Source organism: Phytoactinopolyspora limicola (genome assembly GCF_011320225.1).
GTDB lineage: Bacteria > Actinomycetota > Actinomycetes > Jiangellales > Jiangellaceae > Phytoactinopolyspora > Phytoactinopolyspora limicola.
This window is the reverse complement of record NZ_JAAOEN010000004.1, coordinates 344,018-362,878: the sequence shown is the minus strand read 5'-3', so window position 1 is coordinate 362,878 and position 18,861 is coordinate 344,018. Positions and strand designations below refer to the sequence as shown.

At 66.8% G+C, this 18,861-nt stretch carries 15 protein-coding genes; 12 read left to right on the top strand and 3 right to left on the bottom strand.

The window, feature by feature from the left end; genetic code table 11:
• Nucleotides 1–308: 308 nt before the first annotated feature.
• From rpsB to G8760_RS13110, 10 genes are all read left to right on the top strand, one after another.
• Nucleotides 309–1,316: a 30S ribosomal protein S2 gene (rpsB, locus tag G8760_RS13155; RefSeq protein WP_166352092.1), complete on the top strand. Its 1,008-nt coding sequence runs from the start codon at nucleotides 309–311 to the stop codon at nucleotides 1,314–1,316.
• Nucleotides 1,317–1,525: 209 nt separating this feature from the next.
• Nucleotides 1,526–2,344 carry a translation elongation factor Ts gene (tsf, locus tag G8760_RS13150; RefSeq protein WP_166351688.1) on the top strand — a complete coding sequence of 273 codons (819 nt, stop codon included), beginning with the start codon at nucleotides 1,526–1,528 and terminating at the stop codon, nucleotides 2,342–2,344.
• A gap of 160 nt (nucleotides 2,345–2,504) precedes the next feature.
• Entirely contained in the window at nucleotides 2,505–3,311 is an 807-nt protein-coding gene (gene pyrH, locus G8760_RS13145; protein ID WP_425502323.1) for a UMP kinase, read from the top strand.
• Between the two features lie 70 nt (nucleotides 3,312–3,381).
• Nucleotides 3,382–3,939: a ribosome recycling factor gene (gene frr, locus G8760_RS13140; protein WP_166351686.1), complete on the top strand. Its 558-nt coding sequence runs from the start codon at nucleotides 3,382–3,384 to the stop codon at nucleotides 3,937–3,939.
• A gap of 5 nt (nucleotides 3,940–3,944) precedes the next feature.
• Complete coding sequence (locus G8760_RS13135; protein ID WP_207782313.1) at nucleotides 3,945–4,829, top strand: phosphatidate cytidylyltransferase; 885 nt, start codon at nucleotides 3,945–3,947, stop codon at nucleotides 4,827–4,829.
• 745 nt (nucleotides 4,830–5,574) lie between these two features.
• On the top strand, nucleotides 5,575–6,753 hold the full coding sequence (gene rlmN, locus G8760_RS13130) for a dual-specificity RNA methyltransferase RlmN (protein WP_246222532.1): 1,179 nt from the start codon (nucleotides 5,575–5,577) through the stop codon (nucleotides 6,751–6,753).
• Between the two features lie 189 nt (nucleotides 6,754–6,942).
• Nucleotides 6,943–7,995: a DivIVA domain-containing protein gene (locus G8760_RS13125; protein ID WP_166351682.1), complete on the top strand. Its 1,053-nt coding sequence runs from the start codon at nucleotides 6,943–6,945 to the stop codon at nucleotides 7,993–7,995.
• A gap of 120 nt (nucleotides 7,996–8,115) precedes the next feature.
• The gene (locus G8760_RS13120) at nucleotides 8,116–8,952 is read left to right on the top strand and encodes a M55 family metallopeptidase (RefSeq protein WP_166351680.1); all 837 of its coding nucleotides are present in this window, start codon (nucleotides 8,116–8,118) and stop codon (nucleotides 8,950–8,952) included.
• On the top strand, nucleotides 8,945–10,249 hold the full coding sequence (locus G8760_RS13115; protein ID WP_166351678.1) for a M20/M25/M40 family metallo-hydrolase: 1,305 nt from the start codon (nucleotides 8,945–8,947) through the stop codon (nucleotides 10,247–10,249). The genes G8760_RS13120 and G8760_RS13115 overlap by 8 nt, the downstream gene beginning before the upstream one ends.
• A 190-nt stretch (nucleotides 10,250–10,439) precedes the next feature.
• Nucleotides 10,440–11,372 carry an LD-carboxypeptidase gene (locus G8760_RS13110; protein ID WP_166352085.1) on the top strand — a complete coding sequence of 311 codons (933 nt, stop codon included), beginning with the start codon at nucleotides 10,440–10,442 and terminating at the stop codon, nucleotides 11,370–11,372.
• A 456-nt stretch (nucleotides 11,373–11,828) separates the two neighbouring features.
• Here G8760_RS13110 and sppA read toward each other — a convergent pair whose 3' ends face one another.
• The gene (gene sppA, locus G8760_RS13105) at nucleotides 11,829–13,499 is read right to left on the bottom strand and encodes a signal peptide peptidase SppA (protein ID WP_166351676.1); all 1,671 of its coding nucleotides are present in this window, start codon (nucleotides 13,497–13,499) and stop codon (nucleotides 11,829–11,831) included.
• A 142-nt stretch (nucleotides 13,500–13,641) separates the two neighbouring features.
• Between sppA and G8760_RS13100 the strand changes: the two genes are divergently transcribed.
• Entirely contained in the window at nucleotides 13,642–14,280 is a 639-nt protein-coding gene (locus G8760_RS13100; protein WP_166351674.1) for an acyl-CoA-like ligand-binding transcription factor, read from the top strand.
• Between the two features lie 120 nt (nucleotides 14,281–14,400).
• The gene (locus G8760_RS13095) at nucleotides 14,401–16,620 is read left to right on the top strand and encodes an MMPL family transporter (RefSeq protein WP_166351671.1); all 2,220 of its coding nucleotides are present in this window, start codon (nucleotides 14,401–14,403) and stop codon (nucleotides 16,618–16,620) included.
• A gap of 210 nt (nucleotides 16,621–16,830) precedes the next feature.
• Here G8760_RS13095 and G8760_RS13090 read toward each other — a convergent pair whose 3' ends face one another.
• The gene (locus G8760_RS13090) at nucleotides 16,831–17,856 is read right to left on the bottom strand and encodes an ABC transporter ATP-binding protein (RefSeq protein WP_166351668.1); all 1,026 of its coding nucleotides are present in this window, start codon (nucleotides 17,854–17,856) and stop codon (nucleotides 16,831–16,833) included.
• The gene (locus G8760_RS13085) at nucleotides 17,853–18,857 is read right to left on the bottom strand and encodes an ABC transporter ATP-binding protein (RefSeq protein WP_166351666.1); all 1,005 of its coding nucleotides are present in this window, start codon (nucleotides 18,855–18,857) and stop codon (nucleotides 17,853–17,855) included. The genes G8760_RS13090 and G8760_RS13085 overlap by 4 nt, the downstream gene beginning before the upstream one ends.
• Between the last annotated feature and the right edge of the window lie 4 nt (nucleotides 18,858–18,861).

Sequence of the window (18,861 nt, the reverse complement as noted above, 5' to 3'; positions counted from 1 at the left end):
CCCTCTTTTTTTTTTGGTTTTTTTTTTTCCCGTATGTTTTCTAAAAAAGCCAATGATCACCGGGAGGAGGGGGAGGAGGGGCGGGCGAGGTGGGGCGGTGGTGAGGGCCGGCTGGGTGTCGTACACTTGGCTGTTGGTCCAGCATGGCTGGAACAAATTCGCGTGCCCGTCACACGGTATGCCGTCGTGGTCCCCGTTCGCTCGGGGTGGCGGCGCTTCGGGCACCAGGCGCGGCAACCAGCCGGTTGTCCGCGGTCAACCACGACGATGCCCGCCGCGATGCGGGCATGAAGGAGGTAGGCGCGGCCATGGCCGTCGTCACCATGAAGCAGCTGCTCGAGAGCGGCGTGCACTTCGGACACCAGACTCGGCGCTGGAACCCGAAGATGAAGCGGTACATCTTCACCGAACGTAATGGCATCTACATCATCGACCTGCAGCAGTCGTTGTCTTACATCGACCGCGCGTTCGACTTCGTCAAGGAGACCGTCGCACACGGCGGCACCATCCTCTTCGTGGGCACCAAGAAGCAGGCTCAGGAAGCGGTCAAAGAGCAGGCGACCCGGGTCAACATGCCCTACGTCACCGAGCGCTGGCTGGGTGGCATGCTGACCAACTTCCAGACGGTCAACAAGCGGCTGCAGCGGCTCAAGGAACTCGAAGAACTCGACTTCGACGACGTCCCCGGATCCGGGCTGACCAAGAAGGAACTGCTCATGCGTAAGCGTGAGCGGGACAAACTGGAGCGCACCCTCGGTGGTGTCCGCACCATGGCCAAGGTTCCCAGCGCGGTATGGATCGTCGACACCAAGAAGGAGCACCTGGCGGTCGACGAGGCTCGCAAGCTCGGCATCCCCGTGGTGGCCATCCTCGATACCAACTGCGACCCCGACGAGGTCACCTACCCGATCCCCGGCAACGACGACGCCATCCGCGCGGTCAACCTGTTGACCCGCGTTGTCGCCGACGCCGTGGCTGACGGACTCATCGCCCGGCACGGTCAGCGTGGTGGCGACGACGCCAGCGCCGACGTCGCCGTGGACGAGCCGTTGGCCGAGTGGGAGAAGGAGCTGCTGGTCGGCTCCGAGGAGAGCACGCCCGTCGCCGCTGAGAGCCCGGCACCCGAGGCGACGACGGCCGACACCCCGGCGCCTGAAGCGGCCGTGGCCGACACCCCGGCGCCTGAAGCGGCCGTGGCCGACACCCCGGCGTCTGAAGCGACCGACGCGACTGAGCCGCCCGTGGCCGACACCCCGGCGCCCGAAGCCGCTGTCGAGTCTGCTGACCTGGCCGAGGCCAACAGCTCGCAGGTTTAAAGCAGCCCGGTACATGGGGGCGGCGCAGCCCAGCCGTTCCCCGTAGGCCGGGGCCTCTTAAGAGGTCGCGCTCGGCATACGGCAGCGGCTCCCGGTGATCAGGGGAGCCGCTGCCGTCGCACGTGAATAGCGACACCACGGGCGGCCCACGTGGCGCCGTCCACCACAGCCGAATCACATCCCATGATCACGGAGAGAGAAGCACAGAGATGCCGAACTTCACAGCCGCGGACGTCAAGAAGCTCCGCGATGCCACAGGTGCGGGCATGATGGACGCCAAGAAGGCCCTTGAGGAGAGCGACGGTGACTTCGACGGTGCCGTCGAGGTACTGCGCATCAAGGGCGCGGCGAAGGCCGCGAAGCGCAGCGCCGAGCGCACCACCGCCAACGGCCTCGTCGCCGCCGAAGGCACCGCAATGATCGAATTGGCTTGCGAGACCGACTTCGTCGCGAAGAACGCCGACTTCCAGAAGCTGGCCGCCGACATCGTCGCGGTCGCCGCGGCGAACAAGCCGGCTGACCTCGAAGCCCTCTCGGCCGCCACGCTGCCGGACGGGCGCACGGTGGGGGACACCGTCGCGTCGGCCGCGGCCGTCATCGGTGAGAAGCTCGAAATCCGCCAGCTGGCCGCGTTCGACGGCGAGGTCGCCGTGTATCTCCACCGTCGCTCGGCGGATCTGCCGCCGCAGGTGGGTGTGCTCGTCGAGTACACCGGCTCCGACGCCGGAGCGGCCCGCGACGCCGCGATGCAGGTCGCCGCGATGCGCCCGGTGTACGTGACCCGCGACGAGGTGCCCGAGGACGTCGTCTCGAACGAGCGGCGCATCGCCGAGGCCACGGCTCGTGAAGAAGGCAAGCCGGAGCAGGCCCTGCCGAAGATCGTGGAGGGCCGGGTCAACGGGTTCTTCAAGGACAACGTCCTGGTCGAGCAGCCGTCGGTGAAGGACTCGAAGAAGACCGTCGGAGCCACACTCGACGCGGCGGGTGTGACGGTCACCCGTTTCGTGCGCTTCGAGGTTGGCGCCTGATCGCGCTAGCCAACATATCTGGCACGGACTGGCGTGGTCGTCGCCGTCGTCGCCCGTCGCACCTCCGTTAAGGTGGCGGGTAGGGCGGTGACGATCACGCGAGTGACGGCACGTGACGCAGCAGGAGGCTGACCCCATGGCGGAGCAGACGGTGGAGCAGGTGTCAGCCCGGTCCAGGGACGGCGCGACGAACGACGACGGTCCGCCGCGTGGCCGGCGGGTCCTACTGAAACTCTCCGGCGAGGTGTTCGGCGGCGGCAAGGTCGGAGTAGACCCCGAAGTCGTCAAGCAGATCGCGGCGCAGATCGCTGGAGTACTCAGCGAGGGTGTACAAGTCGCCGTCGTCGTGGGTGGCGGAAACTTCTTCCGGGGTGCTGAGCTGCAGAACAACGGCATGGACCGAGCCCGTGGAGACTACATGGGCATGCTTGGCACGGTCATGAACTGCCTGGCTCTCCAAGACTTCCTCGAGCAACGTGGCGTCGACACCCGGGTTCAGACCGCCATCACCATGGGGCAGGTCGCCGAACCGTATATTCCACGCCGGGCGGCGCGGCACCTGGAGAAGGGCCGGGTCGTGATCTTCGGTGCCGGCGCCGGTATGCCGTACTTCACCACCGACACGGTGGCCGCGCAGCGTGCCCTGGAGATCGGCTGTGACCGATTGCTCATGGCCAAGAGCGGCGTCGACGGTGTGTATGAGGCAGATCCGCGAGAGGATCCCACCGCCCGCAAGTACCTGAGCATCACGTATCGCGACGTGTTGCGCCGGCGGCTGGCGGTGGCCGATCCCGCGGCGTTCAGTCTGTGCGCGGACAACAAACTACCCATCGTGGTGTTCGGCCTCGGTGAGGATCACGGTATCGCCCGTGCCATCCGTGGTGAGTCGATCGGTACCATCGTCGCAGCAGGGGTCGAGACCACGTTGGCCGACACTCCAGAAACCGGCCCGGTCCTCGACAGTTAGCAGCGTCATAGGGGACACTTCGATCTCTTGACGCAAGCGTCGGGGGGCGCTACTAGGCAAAGGAGCAACGGTGATCGAGGAAACACTCTTCGAGGCCGAAGAGAAGATGGAGAAAGCGGTATCGGTCGGCAAGGAGGATTTCTCCTCGATCCGCACGGGACGTGCCCACCCGTCCCTGTTCAACAAGATCGTTGTCGACTACTACGGGGCGCCCACGCCGCTCAACCAGGTGGCGTCGTTCCATGTCGCCGATGCCCGGATGATCACCGTGCATCCGTATGACAAGAGCGCGATGGGTGCGGTGGAGCGTGCCATCCGCGACTCCGACCTGGGGGTCAACCCCGCCAACGACGGCCAGATCATCCGGGTGGTCCTCCCACAGCTGACGGAAGAGCGGCGCAAGGAGTACATCCGGCTGGCCCGGGAGAAGGCCGAGGGGATCAAGGTGGCCATCCGCAACATCCGCCGGCACGCGAAGGAAACGCTGGAGAAGCTGGTCCACGACAGCGAGGTCGGCGAAGACGATGCGGGTCGAGCGGAGAAGCAGTTGGAGGCGTTGACGAAGAACTACGTCGACCAGGTCGACGAGTTGCTCAAGCACAAAGAAGCCGAGCTGCTCGAGGTCTAGGTTCGGTGGCGGGCTTGGTGATGACGGGGACGCCGAACGGCTCCAACGAGGGGCCGGAGGAGCTCGCGCCCGGGGGGACACCTCCGGGACGGGCCGGCCGAGACTTACGCGCGGCCACCGCGGTGGGTCTCGGTTTGGCCCTCGTGGCGTTGAGCACCCTCTTCTTGTTCCGGCCGGCGTTCGCCGGCTTGGTCATCGCCGTCATGGTGGTGGCCGTCTGGGAGCTGGCGCAGGCGCTGCAGACCCGCGGCATCGCCGTTCCGTTGGTGCCGGTGTTGCTCGGCACCGTCTTGATGCTTGTTGGTGCGTTCGTGGCCGGATCATCGCCGCTGGTGGTGGGTCTGGGGCTGACGGTGGCCGCGATCTGCGTCTGGCGTCTGGGCGACCCCGCGGTGGGTTATGTCCGCGATGTCAGCGCGGGTGTGTTCACCGTCGCGTACGTGCCGTTCTTGGCCGGTTTCGCGATGCTGATGGCTCGTGCCGACGACGGCCACTGGCAGGTGTTCGCGTTGTTGGCCATCGTGGTGGCGTCGGACACTGGTGGCTACTTCACCGGCGTCCTGATCGGCAAACACCCGATGGCGCGCAGCGTGAGCCCGAAGAAGACCTGGGAGGGCTTCAGCGGGTCGTTGCTGCTTGGTGTGGGCGCCGGCGTAGCGATCGCCATGCTGGCGTTCGACGCACCGTGGTGGGCCGGGGTGCTCCTCGGGGTCGTGGGCGTGATCGGTGCGACGGTCGGCGACTTGGGCGAGTCGATGATCAAGCGCGATCTTGGCGTGAAGGACATGAGTTCGTTGTTGCCCGGCCACGGCGGCGTGATGGACCGGTTGGACTCGCTACTTCCCTCCGCCCCGCTGATCTGGATCGTCCTCACCTACGTCGTCACCTAACCCCAGTTGTGCACCTGATCTCCGTTTTGTCACCTGATCTTTTCGCTAGGCGCGATCAGATGCACTACTGTGGCGACGCTGCTGGTCGCCGCCTGGTTGCGTCGTCTGAACGCGTCTCACGATGCGGTCCCGAAACGATCAGGTGCGCTACTCGACACATGCGGCCGGTTAGGTCATCTGACGCTTCTAGACCGCGTTCGTCGTGCCCGTCGGCTTCGTTGTGGTTTGTGGCAACACCCACCCTCAGCGCTGGCCGCAACAAGCTTCCTTACGGCGCGCTGCCGCGTGCAGCAAGGCTCCTTGTTGTTGCCCTGGTGACAATAAGCGTCCTTGTGCCCGGGGCGGGGCCGCAGTAAGCCTCCTTGTTGTGGCCCGGACAGCCAACACGGTTCCCTTGCGGTGAGGGCCGTGCCGCCCCTGCCGCGCACTCCGCTACCGCCAGATGGCGTTGAAGCCCGAATCCGGCTCTTAACGCCATCTAGCGGTAGCGCAGTGCGCGATGGCGCACCGGGAGAGCGCCCCCACCCCTGCGGTGTAGCAAACGGGCCGGCCGCGGTACATGTCGCACAGCCCAACGTCCGTCGTCGCCTGACGGCAATCCCAGCCAGCACCACCAATCCCCACACTCACGGATCGTCCGGGGCGGTCAACGCGATGTGTTGGCGGCGCACGCCGAACACCGGAGCGTGGGAGAATTGGCGACGTTATGACTTCAGCCAACATACGTCCAGGCCGTGACACGGCCGTGGGCGACGACGACCTCACCGCGGCGTCGGTGGCGAGCCCGCCCGGCTCTCCGGGGCCACCCGCGCCGGGCACGCTGCAGCTGACCCCCGCCCGGCGGGGTAAGCCGCCACGCCATCTTGCCGACCTCGATGTCGATGGGCGCCGGCAAGCCGTCGTCGACTACGGAGAGCAGCCTTTCCGCGCCGACCAGCTGTCCCGCCACTACTTCGGCCGGTTCACCAGCGATCCGCAGCAGATGACGGACGTGCCGGCGGCGATCCGAGACGATCTGGTGGCGACGATGCTGCCGCCGTTGATCAGTCCGGTGCGGCATCTCGAGACCGATGACGGCACCACCCGCAAAACCCTGTGGAGGCTGTTCGACGGCGCGTTGGTGGAGAGTGTGCTGATGCGCTACAGCGGCAGCCGTGAGCGCACCACGGTGTGCGTGTCTAGTCAAGCTGGTTGTGGGATGAACTGCCCGTTCTGCGCCACCGGGCAACAGGGCCTCACCCGGAACATGTCGGCCGCGGAGATCGTGGAGCAAGTGGTCGCGAGCGCCGGAATGATGGCCGCGGGTGAGATCCCGGGCGGAGCCGGGCGGATCACCAACGTGGTGTTTATGGGTATGGGCGAACCGATGGCGAACTACAAGGCGGTGGTGGCCGCCACTCGCCGGCTCACCGATCCGGTGCCGTCCGGGCTCGGCATCGGCCAGCGCGGCGTCACCGTCTCGACGGTGGGTCTGGTGCCGGCCATCAACAAGTTGGCGGACGAAGAGCTGTCGGTGACGTTGGCGTTGTCGTTGCACGCTCCCGATGACGAGCTGCGGGACGAGCTTGTACCGATCAACACGCGGTGGAAGGTCGCCGAGGCACTCGACGCTGCCCGTCGCTACTTCGACCGGACCGGCCGGCGGGTATCCATCGAATACGCGCTGATCAGAGACATCAACGATCACGCCTGGCGGGCGGAGTTGTTAGGGCAGTTGTTGACCGAGCGCGGCCGTGGCTGGGTGCACGTGAACCCGATTCCGCTCAACCCGACACCTGGCTCCAAATGGACGGCGTCGGACCCGGCGGTGGAGCGCAAGTTCGTCCAGGTGCTTGAGAGCTTCGGGCTACCTGTTACGGTACGGGATACGCGAGGACGTGAGATCGACGGGGCTTGTGGTCAGCTTGCGACGTCGGGTACATAGCGGCGGGGGCCGTGACTCGATGGCGGGATGTCTGACCACAAGTGAGTGGTGCGTTTAGACTACGTTCTGCTTGGAGTAGCCGGTCACGGGGGAACTGGCTTTCGCAGTGGACGCGATCATTGGCGTGCACTGCCGAAGGCCTGTCCCGAGTGGCCGGCTGTTCTCGTTCCGGAGGAGTGTGACGATGCCGTGGCTGTGAGTCGCGAACCTGAGTTCCGTACTGTGCGGATGCGTGAGGGTTATGACCTCGACGCAGTCGATGATTTCGTGGACCAGGTCATCGATGCCCTCGACGGCAGATCGGCGGGCAAAGGCATCACGCCAGAGCGGATCGAGGCCGAAGAGTTCAAGGTCGTACGGATGCGTGAAGGCTATTCCATGGACGACGTGGATGATTGGCTGGACGCGGCGGCGGCCGAACTCCGCAAAATTCGGCAGGCGGCCCAGCAGGCGCCACAGCAGCCGCCCCCACAACAGCCGGCCCCGCAGCATCATCAGTACGGTCCAGCGGTGCAGCACACCGCTCAGATGCAGCGTGCCGCCGAGCCTGGGTGGGGTATGGCCGAGCCGCCGGTGCATCCGGCGGCGCCGGCGGTGCCGCCGGTGACACCCGGCGTGCCCCCGGCGGTGTATCCGCCGCCAGCTGCCCCCGCTCCGTACACCGGGTTCGGTGAGTCGGCCACCGATGCCGATCCGCTGACCGACTCCGCGGTCAACGAGCTGGATCCAGCGCTGCGGGCGCTTGATCCGTCGTACAGTCCGCCCGGGCAGCATGTGCCGCAACAGCCGCCCACGGCGGCTTATGACTCCACCACGGACGATCCCTCCTTGTCGGACGTCCAAACTCCGTCCACCGGGTTGCATCATGTCGAGATCTGGACCCGTGACATCGAGCAGGCCACCCGGTCCTTCGGCTGGTTGTTCGAGCGGTTGGGCTGGACATTGTTCCAGGTGTGGGACAACGGCCGCTCGTGGCAGTCGCCCGGTGGTGGCCCGTATGTGGTGATCGAGCAGTCGCCGGATCTGGTGTGGACGGCTTACGACCGCAAGGCGCCAGGTTTGAACCACCTTGCGCTCGCGGTGCCGGAGCGGTGGATGGTCGACCGGATCGTGTCGGAAGCGCCGACGTATGGGTGGCGGTTGATGTTCTCCGACCGGCACCCCTATGCCGGCGGGCCACACCACTATGCGGCCTACTTCGAGAACGAGGAAGGTTTCGAGGTCGAGGTCGCCACGCCGTGACTCCAGTGTCACGGACCGGCGGTCCGTGCGGCTGAGTTGTGGCGCCCAGCCACCGGCGCGACAATTCTTTCCGTCGCTGCCTCTATTCAAGGGAATTCCGTTCGCGTACGGTAGCGAATCGTGAAGTTCCTGATCTCAGCTGACATGGAAGGTGCGACGGGCGTCACCTGGCCGGCCGACGTAGAGCCGGGTAACCCGGCCTGGCAGCGCTGTCGGCCGATGTTCACCTCCGATGTGAACGCCGCGGTCGCTGGGCTCTTCGACGGCGGTGCCCGCGAGGTCGTGGTGAACGAGGCCCACGCCACCATGCGCAACCTCCTGGTGGAGGAGCTGGACGAGCGAGCGGAGATGATCACCGGTCGGCATAAGGCGCTCACCATGGTTGAGGGTGTGCAGACCGGCGACGTCGATGGTGTGGTCTTCCTCGGCTATCACGCTGGCGCGGGCACCGAGGGCGTGCTCGCGCACACCTACCTGGCCAACTCCATTACCGGGGTCTGGCTCGACGGCGAGCCGGCCAGCGAGGGCCGGCTGAACGCGTTGGTCACGGCCGAGTACGGGGCCCCGGTGGTGCTCGTCACCGGCGACGATCGCGCATGCACTGATGCGGCGTCGTACGCTCCCCACGCCAAGACCGTCGCGGTGAAGGACTATGTCTCGCGGTATGCCGCCCGGTGCCGACCACCGGCACGCACCTACGCCGATATCGCGGCCGCGGCCAAGGAAGCCACCACTCTTGCCGGCCACCAGCCGTCGCTCCGGGCCGCCGGGCCGTTCGAGGTGGAGGTGGAGGTCGACGCGACCCAACTGGCCGACTTCGCCGCGATGGTGCCCACCGTGCAACGGGTCGCACCGCGGCGGGTGCGCTACACGTCGTCGTCGGCGTTCGACATGATCCGGTGTTTCAAGGCCGTCACCACGCTGATCTCCAACGCGATAGAACAGGACTATGGCTGAACTCGATGTCGCCGAGCTGGCGTCCGACCTGATCCGCATCGACACCACGAACCGCGGTGGTGGAGACTGTCGCGAGCGGCCGGCCGCCGAATACGTCGCGGAGCGCCTGGGCGAGGTAGGTATCGAGGTGAGGCTCCTCGAGTCGGCGCCGGGGCGCACCAACGCGGTGGCGCGTATCGCCGGATCCGATCCCGACCGACCGGGTCTGCTGGTCCACGGCCACCTCGACGTCGTCCCGGCCGACCCTGCCGGGTGGAGTGTGCACCCGTTCTCCGGTGAGATCCGCGATGGCGTGCTCTGGGGCCGTGGTGCGGTCGATATGAAGAACATGGTGGCCATGACCTTGAGTGTGGTGCGCTCGTGGGCCCAGGCTGGGCACCGGCCGCGCCGCGACATCGTCCTGGCGTTCACCGCCGACGAGGAAGACACCGGAAGATACGGCGCTGGGTACCTGGCCGACGGACACCCGGACCTGTTCGAGGGGTGTACCGAAGGGATCAGCGAGTCCGGTGGCTACACGTTTCATGTCGACGGTCGCCGCCTCTATCCGATCGGAGCGGCCGAGCGCGGCACCGCTTGGCTGACGTTGACCGCCCGCGGCACCGCCGGGCACGGCTCGAAGCCCAACCGTGACAACGCGGTGGCGGCGCTGGCCGATGCCGTCCACCGGATTGCCGGCTACCAGTGGCCGGTGCGGCTCACCCCGACGGTGCGGGCGGCGTTGACACGGATGGGGGAGGCATTGGGGGTCGAGGTCGACACGGACCGGCCCGATCTCGACGTCGACGCCGTGCTGGAGCAGCTCGGCCCGGCCCGACGGCTGGTGGAGTCGACGGTGCGCAATAGCGCCAACCCCACCATGTTGAGCGCTGGATACAAGGTCAACGTCATACCGGGTGAGGCCACGGGCCAGGTTGACGGCCGGGTGCTGCCCGGCACCGAGGAGGAGTTCGAGAAGACCATCACCGAACTCGTCGGGCCCCGCGTCGATTGGCAGTACTATCACCGCGAGGTGCCGCTGTCGGCACCGGTGGACTCACCCACGTTCGCCTCGATGTCCGCTGCGTTGCGGGCGGAGGACCCGGACGCACATGTGGTTCCTTACTGCATGGGTGGCGGTACCGACGCCAAGCAGTTCTCCCGCTTGGGCATCCTCGGATACGGGTTCGCGCCCCTGAAGCTACCCCCGGAGTTCGACTACGGGGCACTGTTCCATGGTGTGGACGAGCGGGTGCCGGTGTCCGCACTCGAGTTCGGCGTGCGAGTGTTGGACCGGTTCCTGACCGACGTGGCATGATGCCGGATCGACGCCCGGGCACGACACACGAAGGTCGGCACGCAACACCTGAGACGATCACTACATCCGGGCGCGCTGTGTCGCGTGACCTCGGGCGGCGTCGATGATACGGTGACGTGCCTGCCGCTGAAGCGCCGGGGCGGGCCTGCCTCGACAACCCGACGACAGATTCCAGGATGAGCCAATGAACCTGCAACCGTTGACCCGGCCGCGGAGACTGGCGGCGGGAGACCGTGTGGTCGTGGTAGCACCCAGTGGCCCCGTGCCGAAAGATCGGCTGGACACCGGCTGCGAGATCCTGCGTGGCTGGGGTCTGGACGTGCAGGTGGCGCCGCACGTGACCGACCGGCACGACCAATTCGAGTATCTGGCCGGCAGTGACGCCCATCGCGCCGCTGACCTGCAAGAGGCCTGGTGTGATCCCCGGGTCGCGGGGATCTTCTGTGCCCGCGGCGGGTACGGTGCCCAACGCATGATCGATCTGCTCGACTGGGACACGATGGCCCAGGCCGAACCCAAGGTCTTCGCCGGATACAGCGACATCACGGCGTTACATGAGGCGTTCGCCAATTGCCTCGGGGTGGCCACCCTGCACGCGCCCATGGTGGCGGCGTCGTCGTTCTTGACCGACCCCGGCACCGCCGAGCACCTGCGCCGCACCCTGTTCGAGCCGGAGTCGGTGCAGACCATCACGGGTCGGCAGGCCGTCACCATCAGCCCGGGAGCCGGCGAACCGGTGTCCGGGGTCACCCTCGGCGGCTGCATCAGTTTGCTGGCCGCGGAGCTGGCCACGCCGACGGGCCGGCCGAACGTGACCGGTGGCATCTTGCTCATCGAAGAGGTGGGTGAAGACACCTACCGCATCGACCGGTACATCACGCACATGCTGCGCACCGGCTGGTTGGACGGCGTGGCGGCGGTGGTGCTGGGCTCGGTGGAAGAGGGAGACGGCGGTCCGGTCGAGGAGTTGCTGGCGGATCGGTTCGGGCACTTCGACATACCAATCGTGGGACGGTTTGGGTTCGGGCATGGAGCCGCTACCTTGACTATGCCGCTGGGTGTGGCTGCCACTCTTGACGCTGACCGGGCGGTCTTGACATTGGATGCACCGGCGCTGGTGTGACGCGGGCCGCCCGCTGGTGTGACGCGGGCCGCCCCGCTGGTGTGACGCGGGCCGCCCGCTGGTGTGACGCGGGCCGCCCCGCTGGTGTGATCCTGCGGCCCCGTTAGGTCCGTCACAACGGTGGGTGTCGCCGGGCAACCACGGTGCGTTCACCGCGATGACGGCTGGGTCGCCGATGTCTACGGCCGGTGATACCTGGGTATGACGTATCTCATATGAGCGAGACGGCCGGCTGGGGATAACCTTGATCACCAGCCGACGCCACCAAAGGTGGTCAACCAAGGGTGGAGTCATGAGCGTCAGCCGTCACACGGCGGTGACGGGCGTGCGTCGGCTTCGAGCGCGGGACCGGCCCAATCCCCCTGGGGCCGGTCCCGCGGCACTCTCTCCCCTTGCCCCCTTTACCCGGTGATCATTGGCTTTTGACTACCGAATTCGGTAGTCAAAAGCCAATGATCACCGGGGGAGGGCGGCGGAGAACGGGAACGGCATGGTGAGCGGGCCAGCGGCCGGCAGGCCGAGCAGGGCAGCGAGGGTCGTCCACTGCCCCCATGGCCGCAACGAGACGGAGGCGGCCGCCGGCGACTGACTCGAGTCGGCCGGGCGCAGCCGCTCCAGCAACGGGATCCGGGGGTAAGGACGTACGTCGGCGAGGTCGTCACGAGACGGTAGGCCGCCCCGGGCGCGGGCGATGCGCACCGCCGTCGCCAGGCCCCCGAGTTCGTCCACCAAGCCGTTGCGGTGGGCGTCGGCCCCCGTCCAGATCCGGCCGCGGGCTACCTCGTGGACCTGCGCCTGGGTCATGCCGCGATCTTCGGCCACCTTGGTGGTGAAGTCCGCGTACACGTCGTCCAGCCATTGGTTCACGATGTCCCATTGGTCATCGGTGAACGGCGCGTCCGGGGTGAACATACCGGCGTGGTCGCCGACCTTGACGGCGTCGGTGTGTATGCCAATACGGCTCAGGAGATCTTTGGTGACCAACTTGCCGGCCAGGACGCCGATGGAGCCGGTGATGGTGGCCGGGGCGGCGACGATGACGTCAGCACCCATGGTGACGAAGTAGCCGCCCGAGCCCGCCACCGCGCCCATGGAAGCGATGACGGGTTTGGTCCGCCGGGCCAGGTGAACCTCGCGGCGAATGGTGTCGGAGGCGACGTACGAGCCGCCGGGGCTGTCGACGCGGAACACGATCGCCTTGACCGAGGTGTCGCGGGTGGCCGCTCGTAGGTGTCCGCTGACGGTGTCCGCGCCCATGGTGCTCTCGGTGAACGGCCCGGCGGAGCTTCTCCCGACGGTGACGGCGCCGCGCCCGTGGATGACGGCGATGGTGCCGCGTTGACGTTGGATGGGGGCCAGTAGGGCCTGGTTCTTGGTGTGTCCGTGGTTGTAACGCCCGACGTAGCGCAGCCGCATCCGGCCACCGGCGCGCCGGGTGAGCGACGTATAGACCTCGTCGCGGTAGCCGATGTGATCGACGAGCCCGGCGTCGAGCGCTGCCTGGGCGCTGAGTGGACCTGCGTCGATGAGCTCGCGGATCTGGTCGGTGGTCAGACTCCGGCCATCGGCGATGCCCTCGACGACCTGTTCGGCGGTGGACTCGACGATGCGGCCGAGGGCCTCTCGGTGAGCGTCGCTGAACTCGGACCGGGTGAACATGTCGGCGGCGTTCTTGTACTCGTGCCGCTGGCTGACGTTGGGCTGCATCCCGAGACGGTCCAATGCCTCGCGCAGGAACACGGCGCGGGCGTTGAGCCCGGTGAGGCCGACGGTGCCGGATGGTTGTAACCAGATGTCGTCGAAGGCGGTGGCGAGGTAGTAGCCAATGGTGCCCGGTGCGAGTTCGCCGAAGCTCTGCGCCCAGGCGACGGCTGGTTTGCCGGCCCGACGGAACGTGCGGACGGCGTCGCGAAGCTCCTGGATGACCGTTGCCGGTTGGGAGCCGCCGTCGCACTGCGCGACCAGACCCGCGACGTCGGGGTCGGTGGCCGCACGGCGTAGACCCTCGATGACGTCGGTGAGGTGGGTGCGGTGCCGGGCTCGGAACGCCGAGAGCGGATCCTGCGGCGGCGCGGTGGTGAGCGGAGTGTGGAGTTCGAGCTCGAGCACGAGCGGCGCGGCGGACATGCGCCCCAGAGTACGCCGCGCTGGTAGGCAGCGGCCACGTGTCTGTGCGCCGTGATGAAAGTCACTTGCAATGTGCCCATGGGGCAACTTTGCGGCCTGTGCATTCTGCAAGTCACTGTCAGTTTTGTGTTATCGTCGCATCGTGCACATACCACCGGGACTACGCGAGCGGAAGAAGGCGGCGACCCGTCGGGCCTTGGCTGAGGCCGCGCTGGAGTTGGCCATGACCCATGGCATGGCCAACGTCACCGCGGAGGCCATTGCCGACGCCGTCGACGTCTCCCCGCGTACGTTCCACAACTACTTCTCTAGCAAGGAGGAGGCGATTGTCAGCCTGGTCGGAGATAGCGCGGCCCAGCTGATACGGGGGTTTCGCCAACGGCCGGCGGAGGAGCCGGTATGGGTGGCCCTGGAAAATGCCACCGTCGAGGTCGCCGCCAAGTCTGGGGCGGGAAACGATCCGAAGACTGTGCAGCAGTTGATCTTCATCCGGGAGAACGTGCCGGTGTTGGCGCACGAACTGGCCATGATGAAGGAGACGGTGGACGAGCTGGCCCGCATTGTCGCTGAGCGAACCGGTACCGACCCACACAGCGACCTTTACCCGAACCTTCAGGCGGCTGCCGCGATGCTGGGTACGCGTTCGGCCGTAGACATCTGGCTGGCCGATCCAGCACGTACCGATCTCGTCCAGCTCATCAGGCAGGCTTTCGAGCAGATGCGTACCGGCCTACCGCAGCCTGCCTCCCAGAACGGAACGGACGAGGACGTCCACCCGTAGCACCCCAAGTGCCAAAGTGCCGCCCGGCGCGTTGGTGTGACTATCGAGCTTCTCAGGTTGCTCACAGCGGCCACGTGCTGTTGTTGGGTGGCTTCAGTGTGAATTGAGCGGAGTATTTCAGTGGCAACGTTTCTTTACCGGCTAGGCCGGTTCGCCTATCGCAGCCGACGGCTCGTCGGCCTGATATGGCTAGCAATCGTGGTGGGTATCGGCACCGCTGCCGCTACCCTGTCCGGACCTACATCGGACTCGTTCTCCATCCCGGGAACCGAGTCTCAGGAAGCATTCGACCTCCTTGACGAGCGATTCCCAGGTGCGTCGATGGATGGTGCGGAGGCCCGGCTCGTGTTCGTCGCCCCTGATGGGGAGACCATGGACGATCCGGCGAACGTCGCTACCGTCGAGCAAGTCCTCGGCGAAATAGAGGCCGGCCCGCAGGTGGCAAGTGTCCTCAACCCGTTCGACATCGACCTGGTCTCCGAAGACCGCAGTACGGCCCTGGCGCAGGTGAGCTACGCGGTCGACTTCTTCGAACTCGACGAGGCGACCCGCGAAGTGTTGTTCGAAGCCGTCGACACCGGCCGGGATGCCGGGTTGACCGTGGAGGCCGGCGGGGAGGCCACCGTAGAGGAGGACTTCGAGGGCGGCTCGGAGATGGTCGGCATCCTCATCGCCGCCGTCGTCCTCATCATCACGTTCGGCTCTCTGGCCGCGGCTGGTATGCCGCTGATCACCGGTATCACCGGCGTCATGGTCGGGATCATGGGTATCACGGCTGCCACCGGATTCATGGAGATCGGCGAGACGACACCCATCCTGGCGATGATGCTGGGACTCGCGGTGGGTATCGACTACGCGCTGTTCATCGTGTCGCGGTACCGGCATGAGTTGATGACCGGAAAGCCTGGTGACGAGGCCGCCGGCCGGGCGATCGGCACCGCCGGATCGGCCGTGGTGTTCGCCGGACTCACCGTCATGATCGCGCTGGTGGGGCTCATCGTCGTCAACATCCCGATGCTGACCGAGATGGGTCTGGCAGCTGCGCTCACCGTAGGTATCGCGGTGCTTGTGGCGCTCACCCTGCTCCCGGCGTTGCTCGGGTTCGCCGGCGACCGCGTGCTTCGGTGGCGGTTCCCGGGTCTTAAGATCCGCGACGTGGAGGACGACGCGGGCAAACCCACCCTGGGTCGGCGCTACATCGGTGTGATCACCCGCCGGCCGATCGCGGTGCTGACGCTCGTCGTCCTCGGCTTGGGTGTGCTGGCGCTGCCGGCCACCAGCTTGCGGCTCGGACTGCCCGACGACGGCAACATGCCGATGGAGACCACGCAGCGTAAGGCGTACGACCTCGTCGCCGACGGCTTCGGCCCGGGGTACAACGGCCAGTTGATCGTCGTGGTCGACGGCGCCGAAAGCCAGAACCCACAGGGTGTAGCGGCGCAGGTGGCCGAGGCGCTCAACGGGACCGACGGAGTTGCGTTCGCCGCGGAGCCGGAGTTCAACGACGCGGGTGACACCGCGGTCATCGGCGTGGTGCCTACCACCGGACCGGCGAGCGAAGAGACCGAAGACCTCGTGCAGGCGTTGCGAGCGGACCTGCGGGAGATCGCCGAACAAGGCGGCGCAGCGCTGGTGGTTACCGGGGGCACCGCCGTGTTCATCGACTTCACGGACAAGATGGGCGACGCGATGCTGCCCTACTTGTCGGTGGTCGTCGGGCTGTCGATCATCCTGCTGATGCTGGTCTTCCGCTCGGTGATCGTGCCGCTGAAGGCGGCTATCGGCTTCTTGCTGACGATGGCCGCGACCTTCGGCACCATCGTCGCCGTCTTCCAGTGGGGGTGGCTGAAGGACATCTTCGGTGTGGAGCAGACCGGGCCGATCATCAGCATGTTGCCGATCTTCCTCATCGGTGTGATCTTCGGGCTGGCGATGGATTACCAGGTCTTCCTGGTCACCCGGATGCGCGAGGAGTACGTCCACGGAAGAAACGCCATCGATGCGGTCACCGTCGGCTACCGGCACGGCTCTCGGGTGGTCGCCGCAGCGGCGTTGATCATGATCAGTGTGTTCTTCGGCTTCGTCCTCGGTGACGACGACATCATCACCCAGATCGGAGTGGCATTGGCCGCTGCCATCGCGTTCGACGCGTTCGTGGTGCGGATGACGCTTGTCCCGGCCGTGCTCACCCTCGTCGGTAGCAAGGCGTGGTGGTTGCCGAAGTGGCTGGACCGCGTGTTGCCCAACGTCGATGTCGAAGGTGAGAAGCTGGCCCGCTACCTTGAGGAGCGGGACCGGCAGGAGCAGGCGACGAAGGAGCCCGCAGCGGTCAGCCACTGACCGGGGTAATCAACCACTGCCCACGTGATCAACCACTGCCCACGTGATCGTTAGCGGATTTCCGCCTCTTCCCCCAGTGATCGAAGCCAGGATCGGGTCGCTATAGCGACATGAACCCGGCAACGATCACCGGGGTGGAGGGCGGAAATCCGCTAACGATCACTGGGTATGTGGGGGGTGGTGACGTGGGGGGTGGTGACGTGGGGGGGCTTAGGCGGGGGATGGTGACGTGGGAGTCGTTGAGGTCGGGATGTGGGCGGCTACGTAGTGGCACGCCGCCTGCCGCTGGTCCGATGTGATCAGCGCCGGCAGGTCCTCCGTTCGGCACTGATCCGCGACGCCGGCCTCGGCGGCTGACCCACCGGCCAGCACATGACAACGGGGGTGGAACCGGCAGCCGCGCGGCACCTGGGTGGCGTCCGGTGGTTCGCCGGCCAGCACGATCGACTCGGTGATCGTCGAGTTCGGCAGCACGGAGACCAACGCTCGTGTGTAGGGGTGCCGCGGGTCGATGAGCACCTCGTCGACCGGGCCGTCCTCTACCACCCGTCCCAAATACATGACGGCGATCCGGTCGGCGATGTTCCACGCCAGGCCCAGGTCATGGGTGACGACGATGGCAGCCAGGCCTAGCTCGTCGCGCAGCCGCAGGAGCAACGCCAGGATCTCACCACGCACGGACGCGTCCAGCGAGGCGACCGGCTCGTCGGCGATGATCACCTGGGGGTCGAGGACCAGCGCCCCGGCGATCACCACCCGCTGCCGCTGCCCGCCCGACAGTTCATGCGGGTAGGCCAGGAAGAACTTCTCCGGTGGGCGCAACCCGGCTCGCGACAACGCCGCCGCCACCCGATCGCGCTCGTTGTCGTGGATGCCATGGATACGCAACCCCTCGGCCACCGCGTCGTACACCGTATGCCGGGGGTTGAGCGCCCCGGTGGGGTCTTGGAGCACCAGCTGGACCGCCCGCCGATGCGCCTTCAGAGCGCGAGCGGAGTAGCGCAGTGGCCGCCCCTCATACGACACGCTTCCCTCGGTGGGGCGTTCCAGACCGAGCAACGTTCGGGCCAGCGTCGTTTTGCCACATCCGGACTCGCCAGCCAACGCCAGGATCTCTCCTGGCGCCAGATCGATGTTGACGCCGTCGACGGCGCGCGCCACCCGGCCGCCGGGTGCGGTGAAGCGGACCGAGAGGCCCTCCGCCCGCAGAATGGGCCCGTTGTTTGCGTCGCTCACGTTTCTCCCAAAGCCATCGCGGTGGTCGACGTTGGTGCGGAGTTGTCCTCGACCCGCAAGCACGCGGCCTGCCAGTCGGGCCGGGCCGGCCGTAGCTCGACGGTCGTGGAGTCACACTCGGCCATCACCACCGGGCAGCGGGGATGGAACGGGCAACCAGTTGGCAGGTCCGCCGGGTCGGGCGGATCACCGGCCAGGCCGTGGGGGTTGCGGCGTTCCGCGGGATCGCCGACGGTGGGGAAGGCCGCCGAGAGTGCTTGGGCGTACGGATGCCGGGCCGCGGCGAAGACCTCGTGCGACGGGCCATGCTCAACGAGCTTGCCGGCGTACATAACCCCCAACCGGCGGCACGTGTCGGCCAGCACGGACAGGTCGTGACTGATCATCACGAGCCCGATGTCGCGTTCGGCGACCAGCGTCTTGATCAGTTTCAGCACCTGGGCCTGGATCATGACGTCGAGCGCCGTGGTGGCCTCGTCGGCGATGATCAGCTTGGGGGAGCACGCCAGCGCCATGGCGATCATCACGCGCTGGCGTTGCCCGCCGGAGAGCTGGTGCGGGTAGCTGCGTGCCCGCCAAGTGGGAAGGCCCACCTGAGCCATCAACTCCACCGCACGTTTCTCCGCCGCCTCGTGAGACAGCTTTTCGTGCAAGATGATCGGCTCGGCGATCTGCTGGCCGATCCGATGGACCGGGTTCAGCGAATGCATCGCGCCCTGGAACACGATCGAGGCACCGGCCCAGCGCACGGCACGTAGCTTCCCGAACGTCATGGTGAGGACGTCGTCGCCGTCGAGCATGATGCGTCCGGTCACCTCGGTGCCGGCCGGCAACAGCCGCAGCACGGCCGCCGCCACGGTCGACTTGCCACACCCGGACTCGCCGGCCAGTCCCAGCGTCTCACCGGGCTCCAGACTGAAGGACAAACCCCGGACGGCCGGGATCGCCCCACGAGAGCCTCGATAGGTGACGTGTAGGTCGTCGATCTCCAATAAAGGCATCATC